26 protein-coding genes are annotated in these 23,708 nt (G+C 62.3%); 18 read left to right on the forward strand and 8 right to left on the reverse strand.

The window, feature by feature from the left end:
- The 5 genes from ATY75_RS07355 to ATY75_RS07375 form a co-directional block, all read left to right on the forward strand.
- On the forward strand, positions 1-821 hold an 821-nt coding region (locus ATY75_RS07355), incomplete at its 5' end, for an ATP-binding cassette domain-containing protein (RefSeq protein ID WP_143535272.1).
- Between the two features lie 15 nt (positions 822-836).
- A complete protein-coding gene (locus ATY75_RS07360) occupies positions 837-2,384 on the forward strand; it encodes a GMC family oxidoreductase (RefSeq protein ID WP_088937022.1) in 1,548 nt (515 codons plus the stop codon).
- A 1-nt stretch (position 2,385) separates the two neighbouring features.
- Positions 2,386-4,041, forward strand: coding sequence for a GMC family oxidoreductase N-terminal domain-containing protein (locus ATY75_RS07365; protein WP_088937023.1), 1,656 nt, complete (start codon positions 2,386-2,388; stop codon positions 4,039-4,041).
- Positions 4,042-4,052: 11 nt separating this feature from the next.
- Positions 4,053-5,222, forward strand: coding sequence for a Gfo/Idh/MocA family oxidoreductase (locus ATY75_RS07370; protein WP_088937024.1), 1,170 nt, complete (start codon positions 4,053-4,055; stop codon positions 5,220-5,222).
- A gap of 5 nt (positions 5,223-5,227) precedes the next feature.
- Entirely contained in the window at positions 5,228-7,312 is a 2,085-nt protein-coding gene (locus tag ATY75_RS07375; RefSeq protein ID WP_088937025.1) for an FAD-binding protein, read from the forward strand.
- Between the two features lie 30 nt (positions 7,313-7,342).
- Here the strand turns inward: ATY75_RS07375 and xth are convergent, their stop codons facing one another.
- Both xth and ATY75_RS07385 read right to left on the reverse strand, forming a co-directional pair.
- Positions 7,343-8,134 (reverse strand): exodeoxyribonuclease III, encoded by a 792-nt coding sequence (xth, locus tag ATY75_RS07380; protein WP_088937026.1) that lies wholly within the window; start codon positions 8,132-8,134, stop codon positions 7,343-7,345.
- A gap of 9 nt (positions 8,135-8,143) precedes the next feature.
- Positions 8,144-8,641, reverse strand: a complete 498-nt coding sequence (locus ATY75_RS07385; RefSeq protein ID WP_064838143.1) for a hypothetical protein — start codon at positions 8,639-8,641, stop codon at positions 8,144-8,146.
- Positions 8,642-8,951: 310 nt separating this feature from the next.
- On the opposite strand from ATY75_RS07385, the gene ATY75_RS07390 reads away from it, so the two are divergent.
- Positions 8,952-9,479, forward strand: a complete 528-nt coding sequence (locus ATY75_RS07390; RefSeq protein WP_064838144.1) for a hypothetical protein — start codon at positions 8,952-8,954, stop codon at positions 9,477-9,479.
- Between the two features lie 26 nt (positions 9,480-9,505).
- Here ATY75_RS07390 and ATY75_RS07395 read toward each other — a convergent pair whose 3' ends face one another.
- The 3 genes from ATY75_RS07395 to ATY75_RS34525 all read right to left on the reverse strand — a co-directional run bounded on the left by ATY75_RS07395 (position 9,506) and on the right by ATY75_RS34525 (position 11,760).
- Positions 9,506-10,129, reverse strand: a complete 624-nt coding sequence (locus tag ATY75_RS07395) for a response regulator transcription factor (RefSeq protein ID WP_088937027.1) — start codon at positions 10,127-10,129, stop codon at positions 9,506-9,508.
- A 2-nt stretch (positions 10,130-10,131) separates the two neighbouring features.
- The gene (locus ATY75_RS07400; protein WP_088937028.1) at positions 10,132-11,520 is read right to left on the reverse strand and encodes a sensor histidine kinase; all 1,389 of its coding nucleotides are present in this window, start codon (positions 11,518-11,520) and stop codon (positions 10,132-10,134) included.
- Positions 11,521-11,583: 63 nt separating this feature from the next.
- Complete coding sequence (locus tag ATY75_RS34525; protein ID WP_190241325.1) at positions 11,584-11,760, reverse strand: hypothetical protein; 177 nt, start codon at positions 11,758-11,760, stop codon at positions 11,584-11,586.
- A gap of 162 nt (positions 11,761-11,922) precedes the next feature.
- Here ATY75_RS34525 and ATY75_RS07405 point away from each other — a divergent pair, with 162 nt between their 5' ends.
- The 3 genes from ATY75_RS07405 to ATY75_RS07415 all read left to right on the forward strand — a co-directional run bounded on the left by ATY75_RS07405 (position 11,923) and on the right by ATY75_RS07415 (position 16,634).
- On the forward strand, positions 11,923-12,774 hold the full coding sequence (locus ATY75_RS07405; RefSeq protein WP_088937029.1) for a methyltransferase domain-containing protein: 852 nt from the start codon (positions 11,923-11,925) through the stop codon (positions 12,772-12,774).
- Between the two features lie 117 nt (positions 12,775-12,891).
- The gene (locus ATY75_RS07410) at positions 12,892-13,872 is read left to right on the forward strand and encodes a FecR domain-containing protein (protein ID WP_088937030.1); all 981 of its coding nucleotides are present in this window, start codon (positions 12,892-12,894) and stop codon (positions 13,870-13,872) included.
- The gene (locus tag ATY75_RS07415; RefSeq protein ID WP_088937031.1) at positions 13,869-16,634 is read left to right on the forward strand and encodes an EAL domain-containing protein; all 2,766 of its coding nucleotides are present in this window, start codon (positions 13,869-13,871) and stop codon (positions 16,632-16,634) included. Before ATY75_RS07410 ends, ATY75_RS07415 begins: the two co-directional genes overlap by 4 nt.
- On the opposite strand, the gene ATY75_RS07420 is transcribed toward ATY75_RS07415, so the two are convergent.
- Positions 16,623-16,919 (reverse strand): hypothetical protein, encoded by a 297-nt coding sequence (locus ATY75_RS07420; protein ID WP_088937032.1) that lies wholly within the window; start codon positions 16,917-16,919, stop codon positions 16,623-16,625. The two genes, ATY75_RS07415 and ATY75_RS07420, sit on opposite strands and share 12 nt — an antisense overlap.
- A gap of 200 nt (positions 16,920-17,119) precedes the next feature.
- On the opposite strand from ATY75_RS07420, the gene ATY75_RS07425 reads away from it, so the two are divergent.
- The 7 genes from ATY75_RS07425 to ATY75_RS07450 all read left to right on the forward strand — a co-directional run bounded on the left by ATY75_RS07425 (position 17,120) and on the right by ATY75_RS07450 (position 21,726).
- Positions 17,120-17,518, forward strand: a complete 399-nt coding sequence (locus tag ATY75_RS07425; protein ID WP_049733177.1) for a DUF1236 domain-containing protein — start codon at positions 17,120-17,122, stop codon at positions 17,516-17,518.
- 109 nt (positions 17,519-17,627) lie between these two features.
- The gene (locus ATY75_RS07430; protein WP_088937033.1) at positions 17,628-18,464 is read left to right on the forward strand and encodes a DUF1236 domain-containing protein; all 837 of its coding nucleotides are present in this window, start codon (positions 17,628-17,630) and stop codon (positions 18,462-18,464) included.
- Positions 18,465-18,510: 46 nt separating this feature from the next.
- Entirely contained in the window at positions 18,511-18,678 is a 168-nt protein-coding gene (locus ATY75_RS34530; RefSeq protein WP_190241326.1) for a hypothetical protein, read from the forward strand.
- Positions 18,675-19,256: a BA14K family protein gene (locus ATY75_RS07435; RefSeq protein WP_088937034.1), complete on the forward strand. Its 582-nt coding sequence runs from the start codon at positions 18,675-18,677 to the stop codon at positions 19,254-19,256. Before ATY75_RS34530 ends, ATY75_RS07435 begins: the two co-directional genes overlap by 4 nt.
- 92 nt (positions 19,257-19,348) lie before the next feature.
- The gene (locus ATY75_RS07440; protein ID WP_088937035.1) at positions 19,349-19,663 is read left to right on the forward strand and encodes a hypothetical protein; all 315 of its coding nucleotides are present in this window, start codon (positions 19,349-19,351) and stop codon (positions 19,661-19,663) included.
- Between the two features lie 100 nt (positions 19,664-19,763).
- Positions 19,764-20,648 carry a hypothetical protein gene (locus ATY75_RS07445; RefSeq protein ID WP_088937036.1) on the forward strand — a complete coding sequence of 295 codons (885 nt, stop codon included), beginning with the start codon at positions 19,764-19,766 and terminating at the stop codon, positions 20,646-20,648.
- A gap of 85 nt (positions 20,649-20,733) precedes the next feature.
- Positions 20,734-21,726 (forward strand): L,D-transpeptidase, encoded by a 993-nt coding sequence (locus tag ATY75_RS07450; protein WP_088937037.1) that lies wholly within the window; start codon positions 20,734-20,736, stop codon positions 21,724-21,726.
- 42 nt (positions 21,727-21,768) lie between these two features.
- On the opposite strand, the gene ATY75_RS07455 is transcribed toward ATY75_RS07450, so the two are convergent.
- On the reverse strand, positions 21,769-22,560 hold the full coding sequence (locus ATY75_RS07455) for a phenylalanine 4-monooxygenase (protein WP_088937038.1): 792 nt from the start codon (positions 22,558-22,560) through the stop codon (positions 21,769-21,771).
- Between the two features lie 28 nt (positions 22,561-22,588).
- Between ATY75_RS07455 and ATY75_RS34535 the strand changes: the two genes are divergently transcribed.
- The gene (locus tag ATY75_RS34535; RefSeq protein WP_190241330.1) at positions 22,589-22,768 is read left to right on the forward strand and encodes a hypothetical protein; all 180 of its coding nucleotides are present in this window, start codon (positions 22,589-22,591) and stop codon (positions 22,766-22,768) included.
- Entirely contained in the window at positions 22,686-23,147 is a 462-nt protein-coding gene (locus ATY75_RS07460; RefSeq protein WP_064838158.1) for an Lrp/AsnC family transcriptional regulator, read from the forward strand. Before ATY75_RS34535 ends, ATY75_RS07460 begins: the two co-directional genes overlap by 83 nt.
- 42 nt (positions 23,148-23,189) lie before the next feature.
- On the opposite strand, the gene ATY75_RS07465 is transcribed toward ATY75_RS07460, so the two are convergent.
- Entirely contained in the window at positions 23,190-23,690 is a 501-nt protein-coding gene (locus tag ATY75_RS07465) for an Lrp/AsnC family transcriptional regulator (RefSeq protein ID WP_049733185.1), read from the reverse strand.
- Between the last annotated feature and the right edge of the window lie 18 nt (positions 23,691-23,708).

Raw genomic sequence — 23,708 nt, forward strand, 5'->3', positions numbered from 1 at the left:
GCATGGAGATCCGCGGCGTGCCGAAGGAGGAGCGGGCCAAGGCGATCAAGCAGGTCTCCGACATGCTGCAGATCGGCCATCTGCTCGACCGCAAGCCGAGCCAGCTCTCCGGCGGCCAGCGCCAGCGTGTTGCCATGGGCCGGGCTTTGGTGCGCAATCCGCAGGTCTTCCTGTTCGACGAGCCGCTCTCCAATCTCGATGCCAAGCTGCGCGTCGACATGCGCACCGAGATCAAACGGCTGCATCAGCGCATGGGCACCACCTTCGTCTATGTCACCCACGACCAGATCGAGGCGATGACGCTGGCGACCAAGATCGCCGTGCTGAAGGACGGGGTGCTGCAGCAGTTCGGCACGCCGGCCGAGATCTATAACAGCCCGGCCAATCTCTTCGTCGCCGACTTCATGGGATCGCCGGCGATGAACCTGCTCAACGCCACCGTCGAGAATGGCGCTTCCGGGCTTGCCGTCGCACTCGAACGGCCGAATGGCGCGCCGCTGCGATTGCCGGTGGTCGCCGCCGCCAATGGTCTCTCCGCCTATGCCGGCAAGCAGGTGATCTTCGGCATCCGCCCGGAAGCTCTGACCGATCCGGATGGCGCCGACCGCAAGGCGCGCTCGCTGACCGAGGACGATTGCCTGATCGAGGTGGTCGAACCGGCCGGCTCCGACACCTTCGCCGTCACCAAGCTCGGCGGCAAATCCGTCGTCGCCCGCCTGCGCGCCGATGCCGGCATCGCCCCGGGACAGACCACACGCCTTGCCTTCAATCTCGACAAGGCCGTGTTCTTCGATCCGCAGAGCCAGGTGCGGATCGCATGATGGCCAGAGGCTAAGATGAGCAGTTCGCCAGACATCGTCATCATCGGCTCAGGCGTCGGCGGCTCCACTGTCGCCGCCGGCCTGGCCGCGACCGGCGCTGAGATATTGATCCTCGAAGCTGGCGATCACATTGCCGATCTTCCCGTCAACCGTGACCAGCGCGCCATCTTCCAGCGAGGGCATTTCCGCCCGAGGGAAGTCTGGTACGAGGCGAACGGCAAGGGCTTCAGTCCCGGCAATTATTACAATGTCGGCGGCAATTCGAAATTCTACGGCGCCGTCTTGTCGCGCTACCGCAAAGAAGACTTCGGTGTGATCGAGCACCGGGAAGGCGTGTCGCCGGCCTGGCCCTTTCCTTATGAGGAGTTGGAGCCGTGGTACTCGAAGGCGGAGCTCATATATCAGGTTCGCGGCAGTCTCGGCGACGATCCGACCGAACCTCAGCACTCGACTTCCTACGAATTCCCGCCCGTGCCCGACGAGGCTCCGATCGCCGATGTCAGGGCACGCCTCAAGGCGAAAGGCCTGCATCCGTTTTCGCTGCCGCTCGGCCTCGATCTTGACGCTTGGCTCTCCAAGGCGCGCACGCCTTGGGATGCCCATCCGAACGCGCGGGACGGCAAGATGGACGCCGAGACCGCCGCGCTTGCGGTGGCGTTGAGACACAAGAACGTCCGGCTCGAAACCAATGCGCGCGTGACGCGGCTCGATACCGGATCAGGCAGCCGGATCGACCGGGTCACCTATGTCAGGAACGGTGAGACGCTGACTGTCTCGCCTGACATCGTCATCCTTTCGGCCGGGGCGGTCCAATCGTCGGTGCTGTTGCTGCGGTCGAAGAACGACCGCTTCCCCAGGGGCCTCGCCAACTCGTCCGATCAGGTGGGACGCAACTTCATGAACCACAACGCCTCAGCCGTGATCGGCGTTTCGCCACGGTTCAGGAACACCGCCGTCTACCAGAAGACCTTTGCCTTCAACGATTTTTACCTTTCCGACGGAGAGGGGGGGGCGCCGCTGGGCAACGTGCAGCTCCTCGGCCGTATCTCCGAGAAGGTTCTGAAGGGCTCTCTGCCGCAGGCTCCGGAATGGCTACTGCGCTTCATCACAGGCCATGCCATCGACTTCTACGCCATGAGCGAAGACGTGCCCAATCCCGAAAGCCGCGTCATGGTCGACGGCGATCGGATCATTCTCAAATGGCAGAGAACCAACTGGGACGCCCATCTGGCGCTCGTCGCCAAGCTGAAAGCCATCCTGCGGTCGATCGGGTTTCCGATCGTGCTGTCGCGGCCCTTCGACAAGCGCACACCGTCCCATCAATGCGGGACGATCCGGATCGGCAGCGACCCTGCGACGGCGCCGCTCGATCCCTATTGCCGGTCCTATGATCACGAAAACCTCTTCGTCGTCGACGCCGGCTTCCTGCCCACCTCGGCTGCGGTCAATCCGGCGCTGACCGTCGCCGGTCAGGCGCTGAGAGTTGCAGATCACATCGCATCGAAGGACTTGCAGGCAAAAGCAGATCCGTTGGCGCGTGCCGGCTCTCAAATAGGACAGTAAAATGGGATTCGATTATATCATCACCGGTGCCGGTCCTGCAGGCTGCGTCCTGGCAAGCCGGCTCAGCGAAGATCCCGATGTCAAGGTGCTGCTTCTCGAAGCGGGCGGCGGCGACTGGAATCCTCTTTTTCACATGCCGGCCGGCTTCGCCAAGATGACCAAGGGCGTGGCGAGCTGGGGATGGGAAACCGTCCCCCAGAAGCACATGAAGGGTAGGGTGCTTCGTTACACCCAGGCGAAGGTCATCGGCGGCGGCTCGTCGATCAACGCCCAGCTCTACACGCGCGGAAACGCGGCCGACTATGATCTCTGGGCCAGCGACGACGGCTGCGAGGGCTGGGACTATCGCTCGATACTGCCCTATTTCAAACGGGCGGAGGACAATCAGCGCTTCGCCGACGACTACCATGCCTATGGCGGCCCGCTGGGCGTGTCGATGCCGGCGGCAGCGCTGCCGATCTGCGACGCCTATATCCGCGCAGGGCAGGAACTCGGCATTCCCTATAACCACGATTTCAACGGCCGCCAGCAAGCCGGTGTCGGGTTTTACCAGCTGACCCAGCGCAACCGCCGCCGGTCCTCGGCATCGCTCGCCTATCTCTCGCCGATCAAGGGCCGGAAAAACCTGACGGTCCGAACCGGGACGCGCGTCGCGCGCATCGTGCTGGAAGGACGCCGTGCTGTCGGCGTCGAGATCGCAACGGCGCACGGTTCCGAGATCGTGCGCGCCGAGCGCGAAGTCCTGGTCTCGTCAGGCGCGATCGGATCGCCGAAGTTGCTTCTGCAGTCCGGCATCGGGCCGGCCGATCACCTCAAATCGGTGGGCCTCAAGGTGAATCACGATCTGCCGGGTGTCGGCGGCAATCTTCAGGATCACCTCGATCTTTTCGTCATCGCCGAATGCACCGGCGATCACACCTACGACGGAGTCGCGAAGCTGCACCGCACGCTTTGGGCCGGCATTCAATATGTCCTGTTCCGCACCGGCCCGGTGGCATCGTCGCTCTTCGAGACCGGCGGCTTCTGGTATGCCGATCCTCATGCCCGGTCTCCCGATATCCAGTTTCACCTAGGTCTGGGATCGGGCATCGAAGCCGGTGTCGAGCGGCTGAAGAATGCGGGCGTGACGCTCAATTCTGCCTATCTGCATCCGCGCTCGCGGGGGACGGTGCGGCTATCGTCGTCCGACCCGGGCGCCGCGCCTCTGATCGATCCCAATTACTGGTCCGATCCGCACGACAGGCAGATGTCGCTGGAGGGACTCAAGCTCGCCCGCGAAATAATGCAGCAGGCGGCCCTGAAGCCCTATGTCATGGCTGAAAGGCTTCCTGGCCCGAAGGTCACGACTGACGAGCAACTGTTCGACTACGGCTGCGCTAACGCCAAGACCGATCATCACCCGGTGGGCACCTGCAAGATGGGAACCAGACCGGACGCGGTGGTCGGGCTGGATCTCAAGGTCCATGGGCTGGAGGGCCTGAGGGTCTGCGATTCCTCCGTCATGCCGCGCGTACCGTCCTGCAATACCAACGCGCCGACGATCATGGTCGGCGAAAAGGGATCTGACCTTATTCGGGGTCTGCCGGCGCTGCCCTCCGCCATTTTCGCCTATGAGCGCAACGATACCAGGCCACGAGCCCGCGCAGAAATCCGCTAAGGAGAACGACGATGTCTGAAGTGAGAGTTGCAGTGCTTGGCGCCTCGGGCTGGATGGGGAAGGTCCACACGATGGCCTATCAGACCTTTCCGCATTTCTTCGGCGTCTCGGACGGAACGGCGAAGATCGTGGCGCTGGTCGATAGCAACCCTGAGGTAGCGCAGGATATCGGCAACAGAGCGCCGGGCGCCAGGATCTATCAGGATTGGAAGCTGGCGGTCGCCGATCCCGAGGTCGATCTGATCGATATCTGCCTGCCCGACCATCTCCACTACCCCGTTGCCAAGGCGGCCTTGCTGGCCGGCAAGCATGTCTATTGCGAGAAGCCACTGGCCAACACTGCCGATGAAGCGCGGGAGCTGGCCGAGATCGCCAGAGAGAAAGGTGTGATCACCCGTGTCGGTCATGCCTTTCCCCGCAATCCCGTCCACGACATGGCGAAAGACATCATCGATTCAGGCGAAATCGGCGAGATCAAGCTGTTCCGCGGCTGCCAGCACGTCGACATGTACGGCGATCCGACGGCACCCTTCATGTGGCGCGCCGACGGCAAGCTGGCGCCGACGGGGATCGTTGGGGACACGGGCTCGCATATCTTCAGCTTCATGGATTTCCTGGTCGGCCGCGTCAGTTCGCTGATCGCCGACAATCTGATCGTCACGCCGCGCCGGCCCGTCGTCGAGGGTCTTGCCTATGGCGAGCAGGTGAAACTGTCAGGCAACGAGTCCTGGGCCGATATCACCAACCCCGACGCCACCAACCTGTTGTGCCGCTTTGCCAATGGCGCCGGCGGGATCGTCGATTTCAGCCGTGTCGCCACCGGCCGCAAGTTCATGCAGACCTATGAAGTCTATGGAACGAAAGGCAGCATCGCCTATACCTATGACGAGATAAACCGGCTGCGCTTCTACTCCAACGACGACCGCACGGGGCGGCGTGGCTTCCGGGAGATCGACGTCGGCCCGGAAAATGCCACCTTCCGCGCTTTCCTGCCGCTGCCGAATTTCGGTATCGGCTATAACGAAAGCAAGATCATCGAGGTGGCCGAGGTGATCCGCTCGATCGTTGCAAACAAGCCGATGTGGCCGACCTTCGATACGGGCCACCACATCTGCCAGATCGTCGACGCATGCATGGAGTCCTCTCGGCAGAAGCGCTGGGTCGACATCCCGCTGGGCTGACGTCTATGAGCACAGCTGTTCCGCAGGAAATTCTCGACGCATTGACCGATGTCGATATGCCCAAGCTTCCGTCCGAGATCGCCTCATCGGAAGCGATCCGGCTCGCCGGCATCGAGGTGCCGGTCTATCGAGCCGGCTGCGTCGTCGTCGGATCGGGTGCCGCAGGTCTGCGTGCGGCCGTGGAAATGAAGCGGCGCGGCGACGACATCGTCATCATCAGCCAAAGCGCCTGGGGCGGAACCTCGGCCTGCTCCGGATCCGACAAGCAGACCCTGCACACCGCCAATACGGCCGATCAGGGCGACAATTACAAGGCGATGGCCCGCGCCATCCGCAGCGGCGGCGCCATGGACGAGGACACAGCCTATGTCGAGGCCGTCGGCTCGTCGCGGATGATGGCATCGCTGCAGTTTCTCGGGCTGCCGCTGCCGCAGGATCCGCTCGGGGGAACGCTGCGATATCAGACCGACCATGACGAGGTCGGCCGCGCCACCAGCTGCGGCCCGCGCACCTCGCGCCTGATGGTCAAGGTGCTGGCCGAGGAGGCGATCCGGCTCGGCGTGCCGTTCTACAACCAGACCACTGCGGTGAAAATCCTCACCGAAGGCGAGGGGTCGGGACGCCGCGTCGTCGGCATGCTCACTATGCGCGCCAGCGACCGCGCGGAGGCGAACCCGCTGGGCATCGCCCTCTTCGTCAGTGACGTGATCGTGCTGGCCGCTGGCGGCCCGGGCGAGCTCTACCGTGACAGTGTCTACCCCCACGGCTGCTTCGGCTCGCTCGGACTGGCGCTCGAGGCAGGTGTCGAACTCGTTAACCTCACCGAAAGCCAGTTCGGCATCGGAACGCGCAGGGAAGGCTTCCCGTGGAATCTGTCGGGCACTTACGTCCAGGCGATCCCGCATATCTACTCGGTTGATGCCGATGGCGTCGAACATCACTTTCTGGCGCAATATTATCGCAGCACACGGGAATTGGCGTCGAACGTCTTCCGCAAGGGCTATCAATGGCCGTTTCATGCGACGCGCATGCTCGATTTCCGCTCGAGCCTGGTAGACCTCGCCATCTCTTGCGAAACCGCCGCCGGCCGGCGTGTCTTCATGGACTTCAATCGCAATCCGCTGCCGGTGCCGGGCGATCTGCCGTTCAGCCTGGAGAGGCTGGATGATGACGCTCGCCTCTATCTCGGTAAGGCCGGCGCCGGCCAGGAGATGCCGATCGACCGGTTGAAGCACATGAATCCGCTGTCGATCGAACTCTACCGCCGCTACAAGATCGACATCGCCGCCGATCCTTTGGAATTCGCCGTCAATAACCAGCATATGAACGGCGGCATCCTGGTCGACACCTGGGGCCGCAGCAGCCTTGCCGGCTGTTACGCCGTCGGCGAAGCGGCGGGCACACACGGTGTCACGCGGCCCGGCGGCGCAGCGCTCAATGCCGGGCAGGTCTTCGGCACGCGGGCGGCCGAGCATATCGGCGCAAGCGGCAAGGCGAAGCGGGCGGCTGCAGGCGATATGTCCGCTATCGCAGAGCCAGGTATCGCCGAGATGCTAACCACCCTTCGCACCGGGAGCCCGCTCACGGTCAAATCGGTCCGCTCTCAAGTGCAGGCACGAATGAGCGAGAAGGCCGGCATTATCTGCAATCAGGAGAGCGTCGCCCAGGCCCTGATCGAGGCGCGGAGGCTGAATGCCGACATTCGCGCTGGCGGCCTCGCTTACGGCCGCGCCGCCGAGGCGGTCCGCGGTGTGCAATGGCGGCACATGGCGTTGGCCTCCGAAGCGGTGCTGAGCGCCCTCGACTTCTTCATTGGCAATGGCGGTGGCAGCCGCGGGGCGCGGGCGATATGCGATCCGGAAGGCGAATCCCTTCCGCATGCGCGTACGGGCCCACTCGAGGAATATCGCTTCCGAAGGGAACGCGAAGAGGATCGGGACGAGCAGATCGTCGTTCGGCTCGAGGGCGATGAGATCAGGCTTTCCAAACGCGCAAACCGCAGCTTGGACGAAACCGCCAGGTCATTCTTCGAGCGAGACTGGCCGGCCTGGCTGACGGGCCGGATATACCATCTTCCCGTCGACGAATGAGGCGGTGCCGGTAATCGGCCTCGCCGAGGCTCACATGGCGTCTGCGCCGGGAACATCCAGCTCGATCAGGACAGGTGCGTGGTCGCTCGTATGTTCCCAGCCTCGCGGTTTTCTCCGGACCGTCGCCGATCGAAGCCATGGCGCGGCGGCCGGGCTGAGCAGAAGGTGGTCGATCCGCAGCCCGGCGTCGCGCTCGAAGCTGTTGCGCCAGTATTTCCAGAAGGTATAGATGCGTTCCTGCGGATGCAGATGCCGGATGGCGTCAGTCCAGCCCTGGGCGACGAGACGGGCATAGGCCTTGCGAACCTCCGGCCGGAAAAGCGCGTCGTCGAGCCAGCGTTCCGGCTTGTAGACATCGATCTCCGTCGGCATGACGTTGAAGTCGCCGGCGAGGATCGCCGGCACTTCGAGTTCGAGGAGTTCGGCGGCGTAGTCGTGCAGGCGACGGAACCAGCGGAGCTTGTACTCGAACTTGACGCTCGGGAACGGATTGCCGTTCGGCAGATACAGGCATCCGATCACCATGCCGTCGATAACGGCTTCGATATAGCGGCTGTGGCTGTCATCGGGATCGCCGGGAAGACCGCGCCGCGTCAGGATCGGTGTTTTGTCCTTCGCCAGGATGGCGACGCCGTTCCAGGATTTCTGCCCGTGCCAGACGGCGCCGTAGCCGGTTCGCTCGATTTCCTCTCGCGGAAACCTTGCATCGTCCGTCTTCAGTTCCTGAAGGCAGACAATATCGGGGGCGTCCTCCTTCAGCCAGCGCAACAGGATGGCCAGTCGTCCGTTGATCCCGTTGACGTTGTAGGTTGCGACCTTCACGCCGGCTACTTAACGCGTCGCTCCGAAGACGAAGGCGATGCCGGCGACGATCGCGACCGCTGTGAGCGGCTGCCGGCGTATCCGGTCTTCGAAGTCCTGGACAAAGCTGCGTGCTTCCGCCTTTGCCAGGCGGGCGGTTCCGGAAGCCAGCTCCGAAGCGGTTTCCGCTACGCGGCCGGCGTCTTTCTGGAGCGTCCGCCTTTCGCCGCGATCGGCATCGAAGCCTTCGGAGGAGCCGCCGGTTTCTCCGGTCGAGCGCAGGGCTTGGTCGACGAGTGGAAACGCTTCATCGAGCCGGGTGGGATCGGGCTCCCGCTTGACGCGTTCGGCCGCCTCGACGTCGCTGCGGCCGGCAGGAATCGAGGTGTGGGTGGCCGACACAGGGTCGGAGGCCGGGAAGGTGCCCTCGATACCCCTGTCGAGTTCACCCTTTCGGGCCCTCCGTTGCTGCTCAGCCTGTTCCTTTCGCAGGGATTGGACTGCGGGGGATTCGTTCGGGTTTACCATCGGCGTTTCCTCTCTTGCTCTTCGACAATCAAAAGCGGCGACAAGGAAAGAAGTTCCAGAAAAATGCATCCTCCTTGTGCGGCCACCTATTGACGAGGAAGCAAACATCGCGAATGGCTCGCTGAGCAATCCAGCGCCCGCGATAGTCCTTCGAACTTTTGCGCCTTCAAGGTCTCGGCAATCCGGCAGGCAGGACCAAAGTCCTGCTCGATCTAGTACCTAGGTCCGGTTGCATTTGGTCGACGAAACGGCGAAAATTGCCGCGCGTCTATATTGCGTGGAGACAGGGAAGAACGGACGAGGCTATGGCATGACACTCTCGAAACGCGATTTTCTGAGATTGGGCGGCAGCGCGGCCGTTGCCCTCGTCGCTGCCGCATCGCCGGCGACATTCAATCTCCAAGGATACCTCCCCGTTCTGACCGTCGAAAGCGCCGAGGCAAAGGACGGCAATAACGGCAACGGCGGCGGCAATGGAAACGGCAACGGGGGAGGAAATGGCAACGGCGGCGGCAACGGCAACGGCGGCGGGAACGGCAACGGGGGAGGGAGTGGCAACGGCAATAGTGGCGGCAACGGCAATAGCGGTTCCGGCAATAGCGGCGGTGGAAACTCCGGCAATAGTGCCGGCTCCTCTTCCTCTGCGACTGGAGGACAAGGATCGGCGGCAAGAGCGACGGAAGCGTCCGATGGCTCGATCGACGTCCGCCATGCGAACGGCATTACCGAAACCTTGCGGCGCGGCCGCTACGTGATGAAGGACGGAAAAGGCAGGACGATCATAAGCCGGCAAGCGACGGCGAACGATGCCCGCCGGCTAGGCCGCTACCTTCGTTAAAGTGAGAAAGCCACGCGACTAAACATCTAGCGCTGTTCGCGCCATTGGAGAGCCGCTTCAGTCCTGTTCGAAACGCCGAGCTTGCTCAGAATCTGGGTCATATGATGCTTCACCGTCTTTTCCTGCAGGTTGAGACGCAAGCCAATATGTTTGTTTGACAAGCCTTGGGCGACCAGATCCATCACTTCGCGTTCCCGTGGCGTCAGGCCGTTCTTGTCAGGGGCGCCGCCATTCAGCGAATTCTCCATGACCTTCGTCGACATCGTCGGCGAGATATATCGTGATCCGCTCAGCACCGTCTGGATGGCTTCGGCGAGACCACGCGAGCCGACGCCTTTGAGAACATAGCCCATTGCGCCCCGTTGCAGGGCTGTCAGCAGCGTGTCCACCTCCTCGGATACCGTCAACATCAGCACTTTCGTTGTCGGGCTGCGCGTCAGCACGGCGCCGATCGCCGACAGTCCGCCGCCGGGCATGGAGACGTCGAGCAGCATGATGTCGGGACGGTTATTTGCAGCAATCATCGCTGCGTCGTCGCTGCTGGCGCCTTCCCCAACGACGGCGAAGTCGCGGATCTCCGACAGGCTGCGCGTGACGCCCTCGCGAAAAAGCGGATGGTCGTCCACGACGCCGATGGTGATTGATGTCATGTCTAGTCTCCCACTTCCATGGGCTCGAAGGTCATGGTCACCGTCGTCCCTCCTTCGCCCGTATTGATCTCGAAGGATCCTCCCAGGCTGTCGATGCGTTCGCGAAGCCCCACCAACCCGAGGCTGGCCGGCCGCACCTCGTTCGGGTCGAAGCCATCGCCGCGGTCGCTGACCTCGACATGAACATGACCATTGTGCGAGACCGCTCTTACGGCCTGCTGAATACCGCCGCCATGGCGATAGGCATTGTTCAAGGCTTCCTGCACGAAGCGATAAATGCAGATCTTTACAGCAGGAGCGAGTTCGGGGCCATCATCGTCGATGATTGTTTCGACGCGGGTTTCGGTCTTGTTCTGATGCGCTTCGACCACCCGGGTTACGATCTCGCTGATCGAGGACTTCTCGATTTGCGGCAGCACCAGTCCGCTGCAGATATTGCGGATCTCGGTCATCGCCTCGGCAAGGCTCGAGCGTATCCAAGCGAGTTCCTTTTCCCGCGCTTCGGGCAGGGTCGACGCGTTGATCAACATATCGCTGTCCAGCCGCAGTGAGGCATAAGCTATGTGCTGGGCCGGGCCGTCGTGCAGATCGGCGCCGATGCTGCGCAGATAGGTTTCGTTCAGCGCCGCCACGCGCTGGGAGGCGCGCTGCAGCCGCCGCTGCAGCCCGCGGTTTTCCGCCAGCAGCGCTGACAGATCGTTGACCCGTTCTTTGAGATCCTTGCGCTGCGCCTCTATCGTGCGGCTGACCCGGAACACCAGGACGGCGAGAACAAGGAAAAAGATTGCCGTCAGAGCGGCGACTGCGGCCCAGCTCCGGAGCCTGGCATGGGCCAGACTGTCGCCCAATCCTTCCGCCGTCTCGTAGAATTCGATGACGGCGACCGCCTGTCCGGACCATGGCTGGAGCACGGGGTTGTAAATTTCCATCAGCGGTTTGCCGAGTGCGCGCTCCTTGTCGCTTTCCGGATCGTCGGCGATTTCGTAGCGGGCGACGAGAGATCCCGCGAAGGCTGTCCGGAGCTTGTCGCTGACCGCAAACCTCCTGCCCACCATCTCCTTCTCGTTCGAATAAAGGATGGTGCCGTCGTTTCGCCAGAGCTTGAAGGAAACGAGCCTTCTGCCGAGCGCGCCCTGACCGAGCGTCTCGTCTAGAGCCTGAGCGCTGCCTTCGTCCAGGAATGATGCCGTTTGCATGTCGGGAAGCAGCGGCGCGACAACGCTGTCGACATAGAGCGCCGTCGCAGCACCGGAATTGTGGATGACCGCCTCCTCGATGAGGTGGGTGACGAGAATGCCCACCAGGAACATGGCGGCAATCGAGATCAACCCACCCGCGATAAAGAACTGGGAGGCGAGTGAGCGGGCATTCCAACGGCGAAGCCAATTCATTGTGATACCGGTAAGAGACTTGCCGACTAACCTATCGCTTCCTCAGAATTTTTCCAGACAGCTTCAGGGCACATCCCTGGTATCGAAGATTTCGGCCCCTCCTATGCTTTTGGTCAACTGCAGTGTATCGCCTGACATGGCTGCCCCGAAGATATAGAGAAGGCCGGCCAGAACGACGACAAGGGCGATGACGCACAGGTTGCAGGCGTCATTGACACGGGATCTGTTAGTCTGGGCCATATCAGGATCTCCTTCGGTATCCTTCGAAACGGAGCCGGTTCGGTGCGCGTTCCACGCCGGGGACTTCAGTCGGGGAGGTAGGGACCAAGGTCTTATCCCCGTGGACATCGGCGGAAGCCGTCATATTTCAGACCTGAGCGACTTAAGGGTGGAGGTTTGTGAGTGACGATTTCTGCCGACATCGAAAGCGGCGACAACGCTGCATTTGCCACGTCTCCCGCGCCATTCGATCAGGGCGTCGCCGAGCTTTACCAGGCCCTTCTGGTGCCGATCCTCTTCGAGCCCTATGCGGCGGAGATGGCCATCGCCGCCGACCGGTTGAAACCCGGCAGCGTTCTGGAGCTTGCTGCGGGGACAGGCGCCTTGACACGCTCGCTGCGCGCGACGCTCGATCCGCCGACGGAGATCGTCGCCACCGATCTCAGCCAGGCAATGATCGACATCGGTGCACCATCGGTGACGATGTCGCGGACTCACTGGATGCATGCCGATGCGCAGAACCTTCCCTTCGCCCCCGAAATGTTCGATCTCGTCATCTGCCAGTTCGGCGCAATGTTCTTTCCCGACAAGGTGAAGGCCTATGGCGAGGCTGAAAGAGTGCTGCGCCGCAAAGGCCGTTTTCTGTTCTCGACCTGGGATTCACTGTCGGCCAACAGCTTCGCAAGCTGCGTCGACGAATGTCTGGCAAACCTCTTCCCATCCGATCCGCCGGATTTTCTCAGGCGCTTGCCCTATTCCTATTTCGATCCCGGCCAGATCAAGGCCCAGATGTCATCGGCAGGGTTTAAGGCCGTGACCTGCGACCGGCTCGAATTGACCTCCGTCGCGGCCACCGCGCACGATGTTGCGGTGGCCTTCTGCCGGGGCACGCCGCTGCGGGGAGAGATCGAATGGCGGGCGCCGGAGCGCGTGTCCGAGATCGTCGAAGAGGTGGCCGGGCGGGTGGAAGCACGGCACGGCGCTTGCCCCAGCGGCGGCATGAGCGCCTTGGTCGTCACCGGCCGCGCTTCGTAGTCCCTCGGCCGTGTACCGACGGATCAATCATACAATTCCTACAATCATCATCCGGTTTTATAATCATTCTTAATTGGAACATGCTTCACTCGTCCCAAGGCCGAGGGAATAGCATTCATGTCGATAATATTTCGAATTCTGATCGCAGCATTGATCGTGCTGCCGACAGCCGTCTTTGCTGCTGCCGATGACTGGCGGGTCGTCAAGGCGACAGATCAAGTGAAGTTTACCGTCGACAGGACGAACTGGCAGGACCTGCGCGACGGCGAGGTGGTTCCCAACCGGGCATGGGTTTCCACCGGCCCGCGTGGGCGCCTTCAGCTTGCCAGGGGTGTGGAGAGCATCACCTTCCAGCCAAACACGCTTGCCGCCATCTCCACCAACGAATCCGCTGCCATGAAGACGCAGGTCTTCCAGCAGGTCGGTTCGCTGGACCTTGAAATCGAGAAGCGAAGCCAACCGCATACGACGGTACAGACGCCCTACCTCGCGGCAGTGGTGAAAGGGACGATCTTTCATGTGACGGTCAACAGGGCGAAAGCATCCGTCGCCGTGGATCGCGGCCTGGTCCAGGTCACTTCCTTCGCCAGCGGCCAGCGGTCGAACGTGGCGCCGGGGCAGAGCGCGACCGTCGACAGGACGGCCGGTATGACGGTGGCGGGCCGGCTATCCAAGCCCGAGATCACCTCGGTTGCAGCCTCGGTCGCCCAGATTCCGGCCGTGGGCACCACGAAACTCGCCGGCGCCACCGCAGAGACCAAGAGCAGTTCTTCGGCGACGAGCAAGAACACCAGTTCCGGCGCGAGCGAGGATGACAGCGCTAGCAACGGCAAGAGCAACGGCAATTCCGGCAGCAACAGCGGTAACGGCAATCGCGGCAGTAGCAACGGCAATTCCGGTGGCAACGGCAACGGCGGCGGAAACGGCAACGGCAATTCCGGAGGAAACGGCAACAACGGCAATGGCAACGGCCATTCCGATGACAGCGGTAACAATGGGCATGGTAACGGCCACGGCAACGGCAACAGCGGCAAGGGTGACAACAACAGCGGTGGCAATGGTAACGGAAATTCCGGCGGAAAAGGCAAGGACAAGTGAGGGGTAGGGCCAAGGCGGCTGGGGATTATCTCTCCAACGGCATCAGCACGATCACGGTTCGGCTTGTGCTGATCGCCGTCATGCTCGTGCTGCCCGTGGCCAGCCTCGGCTTCGTGCAGGGGATCGACAACAGCCTTTTCGCCAAGCGCTTCGAATGGGCGCCGCGCACCGCCACCGGCAACATTGTCTTCGTTGCGATCGATAAGCATTCCCTCGACGCTGTCGGGACATGGCCCTGGCCACGGAGCATCTACGCGACACTGCTCGACAAGCTGATTGCCTCAGGCGCCAAGGACATCTTTCTCGACGTCGATTTCAGCGCAATCTCCAACAGTGAAGAGGATGAGCTTCTCGCAGCGGCGCTCGCGAGATCCGGAGGAGGGGTTCTTCTGCCGGTGTTCCGGCAGCAGGAGACGGCGTCATCGTCTGAAACGGCGGTGACGAGGCCGATCCCGCAGTTCCTTGAGAATGCCTGGCCCGCATTCGCCAATGTCGCGTTGGATCCGGACGGGATCGTCCGCCGTTTCGGTCTGGGTAGCCAACTCGATGGCAACCCCACCCAATCGGCCGCAGCAGCTCTTGGCAGGATCGACGGCAGTTCCGGTTCCTTGGCTGTGGACTATTCGATCAGGCCCGACACCGTCCCGACATTCTCGTTGTCCGACGTGCTGAGCGGGATCGTGCCGGCCGAGGCGATCAAAGACCGCTCGGTCGTGGTGGGAGCATCCGCGGCCGAGCTGAAGGACATATTCGCCGTTCCCGTTTACGGCGCGATCGCCGGCCCGCTTATTCACGTGCTTGCAGCGGAAACGCTGCTGCAGAAGCGCTTCCTCCGGGTGTTCGATCAGGCTCCGCTGGAACTCTTGTTTGCGGTCTTGCTGATCGTCGGCGTCATCCGCAGCCGTTCGACCGGGATTGTCACGATGATGGCGGTGGGACTGACCATCGTCGCCATCGGCGAGATCAGCGCATTCCTGCTGCAGTGGCGCTACGGGATCCTTGTCGCAACCGCGGTGCCGTGGTTGACGCTGTTGCTCGCATGGATGCTCGCTCTGAACGAACGTGTCGACCTCGGCCGAATGCTGGTCGCCATCGCCAATACCGAGGCCCGCAACACCAGGCGCCTGATGAGACGGATCATCGCCGACAGTTCTGACGGTGTCGTTGCATTCGATAGCGATCTGAGGATCGTCGAAGCGAGCGCATCCGCAAAGGCGGTGCTGCGAGCCGAGATCGGCGCCTCCCTTCTCACCAGCACCGACGCCGCCATCGTCGACGTCGTGCGAAGGCTGGTTGCGAAGCACGATGCCGAACCGGGCAAGGTGTACACGGCCCTTGTCGACTTCGCCGACAAGGGCTCGCAGGGCACGCATTACGAGGCATCCGTCACGATTTCGCCGATCGAACAGCCGCATGCGCATCCGGCCTCGGCGCGGTCGCGGTTTGCCGGTTGCCTGATCATACGGGACATCACCGCGCGGTATGATTATGAAGAGCGGTTGAAGGCGCTGTCCGAGCTGGACGACCTGACCGGGCTGCTCAATCGCCGGGAATTCGCCTCCCGTCTGGCAACCCTCGAGGGCGGCACCCTCGTCTCGGTGCTGGATATCGAACGTTTCTCCTCGCTTTGCGCCACGCTTGGGCGCGACGTCGGCGACGAACTCCTGAAGGCCGTGGCGGTGAGACTCGGCAATGCATTCGCCGGCAATTTGCTGGCGAGGCTCGACCGCGACCATTTCGGCATCGCCACCCCGGCGGTGAATGCACAGGCGATCGAGGGTTTTGCAGAGGGTCTGTTGGATCTGTTCGAGGCGCCTCTACAACTCCGCGGTTCGGCTGTGCCGATCTCGGTCCACGTCGGAATAGCCAGCTCGGAAGATGCCGCCGCCGGCGCGCTCCTGAACGCCGCAGAATCCGCGCTCGATGCTGCGAAGACCATGGCAGGCCGGCAATGGTCTTCTTTCGATCCTTCCACGGCCGTTCGCCAGGCCCGGTCGCGCCGGCTGGAGCGAGACATGCGCGATGCCCTCCGGGATCGGCAGTTCTTCCTGCTGTTCCAGCCACAGATCGAATTTGCAAGCGGGCGCCTGTTAGGCGCGGAAGCCCTGGTCCGCTGGAACCATCCCGAGTTCGGTTTGATATCTCCCGCCGAGTTCATCCCGATCGCGGAATCCTCCGGCATGATCTGCGAGATCGGCCGCTGGACGCTCTTCGAAGCTTGCATCGAAGCGGCCGCCTGGCCTGGGGAACTCGGCGTCGCCGTCAACGTCTCGGCCCTTCAGTTCGAGCAGTCCGACATCGAGGCCAATGTGAGGGAGGCATTGTCAAACAGCCGGCTCCCTGCTTCCCGCCTCTGCCTCGAGCTGACGGAATCCGCCTTCCTCGGCCAAGGCGGACCCGTGATCGAAAAGATGCGCGCGCTTCGCGAAACAGGGGTCGTCATCGCCTTGGACGATTTCGGCACCGGCTATTCCTCGATGAGCTACCTTGCCGATCTTCCTCTCGACAAGCTCAAGATCGACCAGTCCTTCGTCCGGCGAATGAGGGGAAATCCGACCATGCTGGAGATTGTGCGGGCGATCATTTCGCTGGCGCATGGTTTGAAACTGCAGGTCGTCGCCGAGGGCGTCGAAACCGAAACGGAGGCCGAGGCACTGCAACGGCTTGGATGCGAGACGGGGCAGGGCTATCTGTTCGGCAGGCCGGACGAGGCTCTTCGCATGCTTTCCAACTGGAATGTCCGGAAGCGTCTATCGGCCTGACGGTTCGCCGGGTTTGCGCTGAGGGGCCGTGGGTCCGACGGAACGTTCGTGGATCGCCCGGATGACGTGTTTTTCGATCTCGAAACAGGTCTCGTCATATTCTTGCACCCGCTTGGGATCGAAGTGCCGCTTGCGAACGCTGTCGCGCGCTTCGATCGCCATCTGGTAGGCCTCGAAGAGCTGGAGTTGCCACGGGTCGCGCGCTTCCATGATCAGCTTCCGCATCTCAGGCAGACGCATCGCCAGGCGCCTGCGCCCCGCCTCCCTGCGGTTGGATCGTGCCATCTCCTTCAGTCTCCTGCCGATACCGGGAACGACCGGTTCCTCTCGATCAGAAAGTAGCGCCGGCGACCGACATTGACATGGATCTCGGACCAAAGGCCGGGATCAATCGGACTGAGGTCCTAGGCGTGGAACGACCCCGTCTCCAACAGGTTGGTTTGGCAGCGGTCACCAGGGCCGCTTCAAAACAGAAGGAGGAAAATATGCTCTCCAAGCTTATCGTCAGTGCGGCAACTGCCGCGACCCTCATGTCCGGCGTCGCATTCGCTCAGTCTTCGACCGTCAATGGCGCGGCCGGCGGCGCAGTCACAGGCGCGATTGTCGGTGGCCCGGTCGGCGCTGCTGTCGGCGGTGTTGCCGGCGCTGTCGTCGGCACCGCGATCGATCCGCCGCCGCAAAAGGTGGTCACTTATGTCCGCGAGGCTCCGGCACCTTCGGCGCGCGTGGTCGTAAAGGAGAAGGTCGTCGTCGGGCAGCCGCTGCCGGAAACGGTCGTGGTAACGCCAATCCCGGATGATCCGACCTATGCCTACGCGGTGGTCAACGATGAACGTGTCATCGTCGAACCGTCGTCCCGCAAGGTAATCCAGGTCATCAAGTGACCTGATGCCCAACGCGGCCCTCTGCCGCGTCTACTTCACAAATCATCGTTTAGATCAGCCGCACGATGGACGGCAGCGTCGTCGTGCGGCCAAAATCAGTGAGATTGTTATGAAGAGCAAGACACTCGCCGTTCTGATGACGGCACTCTCGATCGGCGTTTCTCCGGTCGGCATGATGTCCGCCTCGGCGCAGGATGCGCCCATCCTCCCCAAGAAGGGGACCGCGCAGAGCGGCCAGTCCAGCGACGGTCCGGCCCAGCAGCCGGATGCGGGCGGTGCTGCTTCGGGCGGCGCAGACGCATCGACCGGCCAGGGCACGCAGCAGCCTTCGGGCTCCGATGGAAGCTCGTCGGGTGCATCTTCGGGAACAACCGACGGATCCGGTCAGACGGCAAGCGAGCCGGACTCCAAGACTCAGCCAGGCGCTAAGACGCAGTCCGGAAGCTCGGACAGCTCGACGGCGCAGAAATCGGGGCAGTCCGCGACGGAAGGCCAGAAGCCTGCCGGCAGCAAGGAGGGGACGTCGACCGACACCTCGACCGGCTCCGGCGAAACTCAAAAATCCGATGCCGCGACGTCCTCCGGCGGCTCGACCGAAACCCAGTCGAACAGCAAGACGAACGTCGACAACAACACCGAAGCCAACACCAAAAACACCACCAAGACCGAGACGAACAACACGACCAACGTCAACATCTCCGTCGAGCAGCAGACGGAAATCCGCACTGTCGTGAAGGAGGTTCACGTCGAGCCGGTACGGGACGTGGACTTCACGGTCTCGGTTGGCACGACCATTCCGAAGAAGATCAGGTTGGAGCCGCTGCCGCCGCGGATCGTGGAGATCGTTCCGCAATATAAGGCCTATCGTTTCTTCATCCTCGCCGACGGCCGGATCGTCATCGTCGATCCTTCGGCGTTCACGATCGTCTACATCATCACGGCATAGCAGCCGGCGCCCGGCGGCCTTGCGCCGCCGGGACGAGGAGAGGAACATGATCTATTCCGAACAGAAATCCGCTGGTCTGGCCCTGCCGCTCGTCGCCATTCTGCTGGCGATCGCCGGTATCCTCGCCGTGCTTGTCGCCACCGGCGGCCGGCACGGCGACACGGCCGGCCGCGTCTGGGTTCCACAGGCGCAACAGCAGGGGGCGGGGCAATGAACGGCCTCGCCTCCGTCGCCTTCGGCATCGTCAGCTCGGTGGGTGCCTGCATAGCTGCCGCATCCGTTGCCTCGCACGTCGTGGCGGATACCGAAACCCAGGCCTTGCAAGATGTTGCAGAGCCGGATCTCTGGACGACGGGGCCGGTCAAAGTCGATCCTCGGCAGCAGCGTTATCAGCGGATCGCGCCCCTCTATTCCAGCTATGTCACCGAGGCGCCGGCCGTCATGACGGCAAGCGCGAAGCCGCAACCGGCTGGCCCGTCAACCGAACGCCTGGCACCGCAACCAGAATTTCCGGCCGAACACGTTGCCTGGTGCGCACAGCGTTACCGCTCCTTCGATCCTGCGACCAACAGCTATCGATCCTACAGCGGAGAGATCCGCGCCTGCTCTTCGCCGCACCAGCCTGATGTCGCCGCGGCCGACGAAGGCGGGGGCATAAAAGTGAACCCGCAGGCGGCGGCCTGGTGCGCCGCTCGTTACAGGTCGTATCGGCCTGAGGACAATACATATCAGCCGTGGGACGGCCCCCGGCGCAGCTGCGACGCGCCGGTGATCGTGGCGACGAGCAATTGATCGTCGCCGCGGCGAACCGATGTCGGACCTAAGTCCGTGTTGCAAACGCTACGGTTGTGATATCGGTTGTATTGAGGGCGGAGATCAGGGGAATGGCGACGACGCTGGTAACGGAAATCCAGAGGGCGCAGGCAAGGCTCCGATCCCTGAGCAGGGCGGACCGAGGCGCCCTTATCGTCCGTATTCTGCGCGAGCTGCAGACGCATCGGCATGAGGTTCTCGGCCATGTGCCGGCCGATCGCTGCGTCTGGATCGACAGGCTCATTGCCTCCGTTTCCTCGACGATAGCGGAGATCATCGGCATGCCCGACGCCGAATTCAATCGCGTCTTGAGCGAATTCGAAAAGCTGATGGCGACGCTGCATGATATCTCGCATGACGAAACGCGATTGAAGACAATTCACTGAAGAGGAATTGCCGGCGGTTATTCTGTTCTTCCGCGTGCAAATTGGGCGCTATCGGCCGCCCCACCGGAAACCGATCCCTTCGCGCAAGCGTTCTCCTTCCATGAGCGAAACGAAATCCCCGACCGATCGTGACGAAGTGTTGTCCGGCGATGACGACCCCAAGCCGGGCGCCGACGTTTCCTTTCCTTACGACAGGATGACCGTCGAGCAGTTCCGAAAGCGTTTCCCCCGTGCCCGCTGGAGCGACGTTCGCAAGGCCTGGTTCGTTCCCGGACGCACGGCGCCCCGCCGCATCGGGAGATGGCTTGCCGAGCTGGAGGCCGAAGCCGACGCCCATGCGGATGCGAAGGGACGCGACGCCTTCGTCTTCGAGCCGATCGACAGTCCCTATCTTCAACTCGGCAAGGCAGGCTTTCGAATCCGCACGCCATACTCGAAAACCGTCATCGACGAACTGCGTGAAGTGCCGTTTTCCCGATGGGACGGTGATCTCAGGCTATGGCACGTTCCCTTCCGATCCTATGAGGACCTCAGACACAGATGGCCCGCTATCGAAGCGGCGGCGCGCCGAAACGAGCCGGAGGAGAGACGGCGCCGCGCCGAGGAGCGAAAGGGGACCGAACAGGAGATGCGCAGCAGGCTGCGCTCGGCGGAACGAAAGCGTCATCGCTATCCGCTGCCCGGCGACGATCTGCCGCCGATCGGCAGACCGGTCGCCGTCTCCTATGGCATCGTCGTCTTTACTGAGATCACCGGCGAACTGGCCGAGCCGGATATCGTGGCGGACTTCTATCCCGGCGTGACCGAAGATCACGTCTGGGGATATTGGCGGGCGCCGACACTCGAAGAACTCGTCCGCACGTGGCCCGCGAAAACCCCTTCGGTTGAGAATGCCCGGTGGTGGCTGCCGACGATCGAGGAACTGAGGCCGGCGCGCCGCGCGGCAAGATCGCGCGAAGCCAGGAGGCGCGCGAAGGCGCTGTGATCTGGAGAGGGGCTGAAGCGACTAAGTCTAAAGTCCGAGTATCGTGCTCAATGGAACAAGTTTCGGCAATGGCCATTTGTCGTCTATGAAAACAGCCCTGCCGATGTCGCTGCTCGCTCTATTCGTCTCCGTTGGCGATGCCGCCGCGGCTGAGCTCAAAGCCGATGCAATCAACGCCGCTTCGATTGCATCAATCAAAGCAGAAAAGCGCTCGTCCGAAGATCCCGACCCGGCAATCGTCCGCCTTCAGGTCCTGCTCGACCGTGCCGGCGCGTCTCCCGGCGTCATCGACGGGCTCGCCGGCGAGAACGTCAGCAAGGCGGTGGCCGGTTTCGAGGCGATGAACGAGCTTCCTGTCGATGGCAGGCCGGATGCCGAGGTGGTGTCCCGCCTGGAAGGCGATGCCCCGATCGTCGAAAGCTACGTCGTTTCGGCCGACGATGCCAAGGGCCTCGTCGACAAGATACCCGAGGATTATGGCGAGAAGGCCAAGATGCAGAGCTTGGGATATACCAGCGTTGCCGAAAAGCTCTCCGAGCGGTTTCACATGGGCATCGATCTCGTCAACGCGCTCAACCCGGCTTCGCCGTTTGCTCCAGGCGATACGGTGTGGGTGGTGAACCCCGGCCCCCCAAGGGAAGGCAAGGTCAAGAGGATCGAGGCTGACAGGAAGACGGGGCAGGTTCTGGCCTATGCCGAGGACGGAGCGCTGCTGGCCGTCTATCCCGCGACGATCGGCAGTAAAGACAATCCGTCGCCCTCGGGAAAACACAAGGTCAAGGGTGTCGCCAGGATGCCGGTCTACCGCTATGACCCGGAGCTGAACTTCAAGCAGGGAAAGAACGACAAGGTCCTTACCATTCCGAAAGGCCCGAATGGCCCGGTCGGCACCGTCTGGATCGACCTGACCGAGCCGACCTATGGCATCCATGGCACGCCGGAGCCGAAGCTCATCGACAAGGTCGGCTCGCATGGCTGCGTGCGCCTGACGAACTGGGACGCTGAAGAGCTGGCCGGCATGGTCAAGCCGGGTGTCCTGGTCGATTTCGTCGATCGGAGTCCCGCCGCTCCGAAGTGAGAGCGGCATTTCGCACACCGACCGTTTCCCGTCGGGTAGCGGCTACGAGGCCTTGGCTTCGAAAGCCGGAGCGAAGTCCCCCAGCGTTTTCGCCTTGAGGATCATGCCGCCGATATCCTGCTCCACGATCGCTTCCAGATCGGCAAAGCTATCGATGACATAGTAGATCGGCTGGAGGATATCGATGCGGTAGGGGGTCCTGAGAACGCTCATCAGATCGAACGGCCGGAATTCGCACGCCGTGCCTTCGGTTCCCGCCTTGGCTTCGCTCGGCGACGAGACGATGCCGGCGCCGAAGCAGCGGCGGCCTTGCGGCGTGTTGATCAGGCCGAATTCGACGGTGAACCAGAATATCCGGAACAGATGCCAGGAATAGCCTTTGCCGAGGCGGGCGGCGGCTTCGCCGAAATGCCTGACGAAATTGGCATAGCTCTGGTTGGTCAGGAGCGGGCAGTGGCCGAAGACCTCGTGGAACAGGTCCGGCTCCTCGATATAGTCGATATGCTCGCGGCGGCGCAGAAAGGTTGCCAGCGGGAATTTGCCTTGCGACAGAAGCTCGTAAAAGCGCGAGGGCGGGATCAGCGCCGGCACGCCTTCGACGCCGAAGCCGGTAGTTTCGTGCAGGCGTCTGTCCACATCGAGAAGCTGAGGCACTTTCTCCGGCTTGAGCCCCAGCAGATCGACGCCATCCAGGTATTCCTGGCAGGCCGTGCCGGCCAATATCTTCATCTGACGCCGGTAGAGTTCGCCCCAGATCGCATCTTCCTCGGGGCTGTAGTCGTAGAGGCCGTCCGGGCCGGGCAGTTTCGCGGTGTAGCTGCTTTCTTTGGTCATCGGCACTGATCCTCCCAGGAATGGCGCTATGTCTGCGATTATGCTCCGTGGCGGGCGGATTTTCTTTTCTTTTGTGCCGCTTCTCGCCATAGTGATGAAAAATATTCTCGATCAAAAGGGCGAAAATGAAAGAAACTGGGAACTTTCGACGCACCCTTCTGCAACTCATCCAGGCCGACGGCAGCCTTTCACTGGCAGATCTGGCTGAGAAGGCCGGCATGTCGCAAAGCTCGGCCTGGCGGAAGATCCAGGAACTGGAAGCCGACGGCGTCATCCGCAAGCGCGTGACGCTGCTCGACCCCGGCAAACTCGACCTCAAGCTCTGCGTGATCGCCCATGTCACGCTGGAGGATCATCACGAAGAGGCGGTCGCCTCTTTCGCGTCGGTGGTGCTGGAGCGGCCGGAGATCATGGAGTGCTACGCCTTGTCGGGCGCTTTCGATTACATGCTGAAGATCCGGGCGCGGGACGTGGAAAGCTACGAAGCCTTCATGACCCGTTATCTCATGCGCAACCCGCATGTGCGCACGGTGGTATCGAGCTTCGTGTTGCGCGAGCTCAAATTCTCGACCGAACTGCCGCTTTGACGTTTGTCGCCAAGCAAGTCTCCGGTCGGTGACGATTGAGGGTCATCGCGCGCTGTCGCCGTGCCAGCTGCCCGGCATGCGCACCGGAAAGCCTTCGAAGGTCTTCAGCGTGTCGAGCACGATCGAGGTCTTCACGTGCTGCACAGACTCGTGCGGCAACAGAACGTCGTTGACGAATTTGGAGAGGTCGGCGAGCCCGCGGGTGGCCACCTTCAGATGGTAGTCCATTTCACCGGTCAAAGCATAGGCTTCGAGAACCTCCGGCAGTCCGTTGATCAGCTGGGAGAAACGCTGGGCATTATCTCTGTTGTGGGTCGCAAGCGTCACCGAAATGACCACCAGCATATCCAGACCCAGCTTTTCCCGGTCGAGATAGGCTCGGTAGCTGCGGATATAGCCCTCGGCCTCCAGCCGTGTGCGCCGGCGCGAGCATTGCGACGGTGAAAGCGCAATCCGATCGCCCAGCTCGTTATTCGTAAGCCTGCCATCCTTTTGCAGCTCCTGCAGCAGGCGCAAATCCAATTTGTCGATCTGTTCATCCATTGCGTAAAATCTCCAAAA

It is taken from the genome of Rhizobium sp. N122, assembly GCF_002211295.1.
Taxonomy (GTDB): domain Bacteria; phylum Pseudomonadota; class Alphaproteobacteria; order Rhizobiales; family Rhizobiaceae; genus Rhizobium.

What these genes read in the sequence shown, in the direction of transcription:
- ATY75_RS34535 (WP_190241330.1), top strand. Translation starts at nt 22,589, where the DNA reads ATGTCTGCGATTATGCTCCGTGGCGGGCGGATTTTCTTTTCTTTTGTG.
- ATY75_RS07430 (WP_088937033.1), top strand. Translation starts at nt 17,628, where the DNA reads ATGAAGAGCAAGACACTCGCCGTTCTGATGACGGCACTCTCGATCGGC.
- ATY75_RS07375 (WP_088937025.1), top strand. Translation starts at nt 5,228, where the DNA reads ATGAGCACAGCTGTTCCGCAGGAAATTCTCGACGCATTGACCGATGTC.
- ATY75_RS07440 (WP_088937035.1), top strand. Translation starts at nt 19,349, where the DNA reads ATGGCGACGACGCTGGTAACGGAAATCCAGAGGGCGCAGGCAAGGCTC.
- ATY75_RS07400 (WP_088937028.1), bottom strand. Translation starts at nt 11,520, where the DNA reads ATGAATTGGCTTCGCCGTTGGAATGCCCGCTCACTCGCCTCCCAGTTC.
- ATY75_RS07450 (WP_088937037.1), top strand. Translation starts at nt 20,734, where the DNA reads ATGAAAACAGCCCTGCCGATGTCGCTGCTCGCTCTATTCGTCTCCGTT.
- ATY75_RS34530 (WP_190241326.1), top strand. Translation starts at nt 18,511, where the DNA reads ATGATCTATTCCGAACAGAAATCCGCTGGTCTGGCCCTGCCGCTCGTC.
- ATY75_RS07435 (WP_088937034.1), top strand. Translation starts at nt 18,675, where the DNA reads ATGAACGGCCTCGCCTCCGTCGCCTTCGGCATCGTCAGCTCGGTGGGT.
- ATY75_RS07465 (WP_049733185.1), bottom strand. Translation starts at nt 23,690, where the DNA reads ATGGATGAACAGATCGACAAATTGGATTTGCGCCTGCTGCAGGAGCTG.
- ATY75_RS07410 (WP_088937030.1), top strand. Translation starts at nt 12,892, where the DNA reads ATGTCGATAATATTTCGAATTCTGATCGCAGCATTGATCGTGCTGCCG.
- ATY75_RS07360 (WP_088937022.1), top strand. Translation starts at nt 837, where the DNA reads ATGAGCAGTTCGCCAGACATCGTCATCATCGGCTCAGGCGTCGGCGGC.
- ATY75_RS07385 (WP_064838143.1), bottom strand. Translation starts at nt 8,641, where the DNA reads ATGGTAAACCCGAACGAATCCCCCGCAGTCCAATCCCTGCGAAAGGAA.
- ATY75_RS07420 (WP_088937032.1), bottom strand. Translation starts at nt 16,919, where the DNA reads ATGGCACGATCCAACCGCAGGGAGGCGGGGCGCAGGCGCCTGGCGATG.
- ATY75_RS07390 (WP_064838144.1), top strand. Translation starts at nt 8,952, where the DNA reads ATGACACTCTCGAAACGCGATTTTCTGAGATTGGGCGGCAGCGCGGCC.
- ATY75_RS07365 (WP_088937023.1), top strand. Translation starts at nt 2,386, where the DNA reads ATGGGATTCGATTATATCATCACCGGTGCCGGTCCTGCAGGCTGCGTC.
- ATY75_RS07425 (WP_049733177.1), top strand. Translation starts at nt 17,120, where the DNA reads ATGCTCTCCAAGCTTATCGTCAGTGCGGCAACTGCCGCGACCCTCATG.
- ATY75_RS07395 (WP_088937027.1), bottom strand. Translation starts at nt 10,129, where the DNA reads ATGACATCAATCACCATCGGCGTCGTGGACGACCATCCGCTTTTTCGC.
- ATY75_RS07445 (WP_088937036.1), top strand. Translation starts at nt 19,764, where the DNA reads ATGAGCGAAACGAAATCCCCGACCGATCGTGACGAAGTGTTGTCCGGC.
- ATY75_RS07460 (WP_064838158.1), top strand. Translation starts at nt 22,686, where the DNA reads ATGAAAGAAACTGGGAACTTTCGACGCACCCTTCTGCAACTCATCCAG.
- ATY75_RS07370 (WP_088937024.1), top strand. Translation starts at nt 4,053, where the DNA reads ATGTCTGAAGTGAGAGTTGCAGTGCTTGGCGCCTCGGGCTGGATGGGG.
- ATY75_RS07455 (WP_088937038.1), bottom strand. Translation starts at nt 22,560, where the DNA reads ATGACCAAAGAAAGCAGCTACACCGCGAAACTGCCCGGCCCGGACGGC.
- ATY75_RS34525 (WP_190241325.1), bottom strand. Translation starts at nt 11,760, where the DNA reads ATGGCCCAGACTAACAGATCCCGTGTCAATGACGCCTGCAACCTGTGC.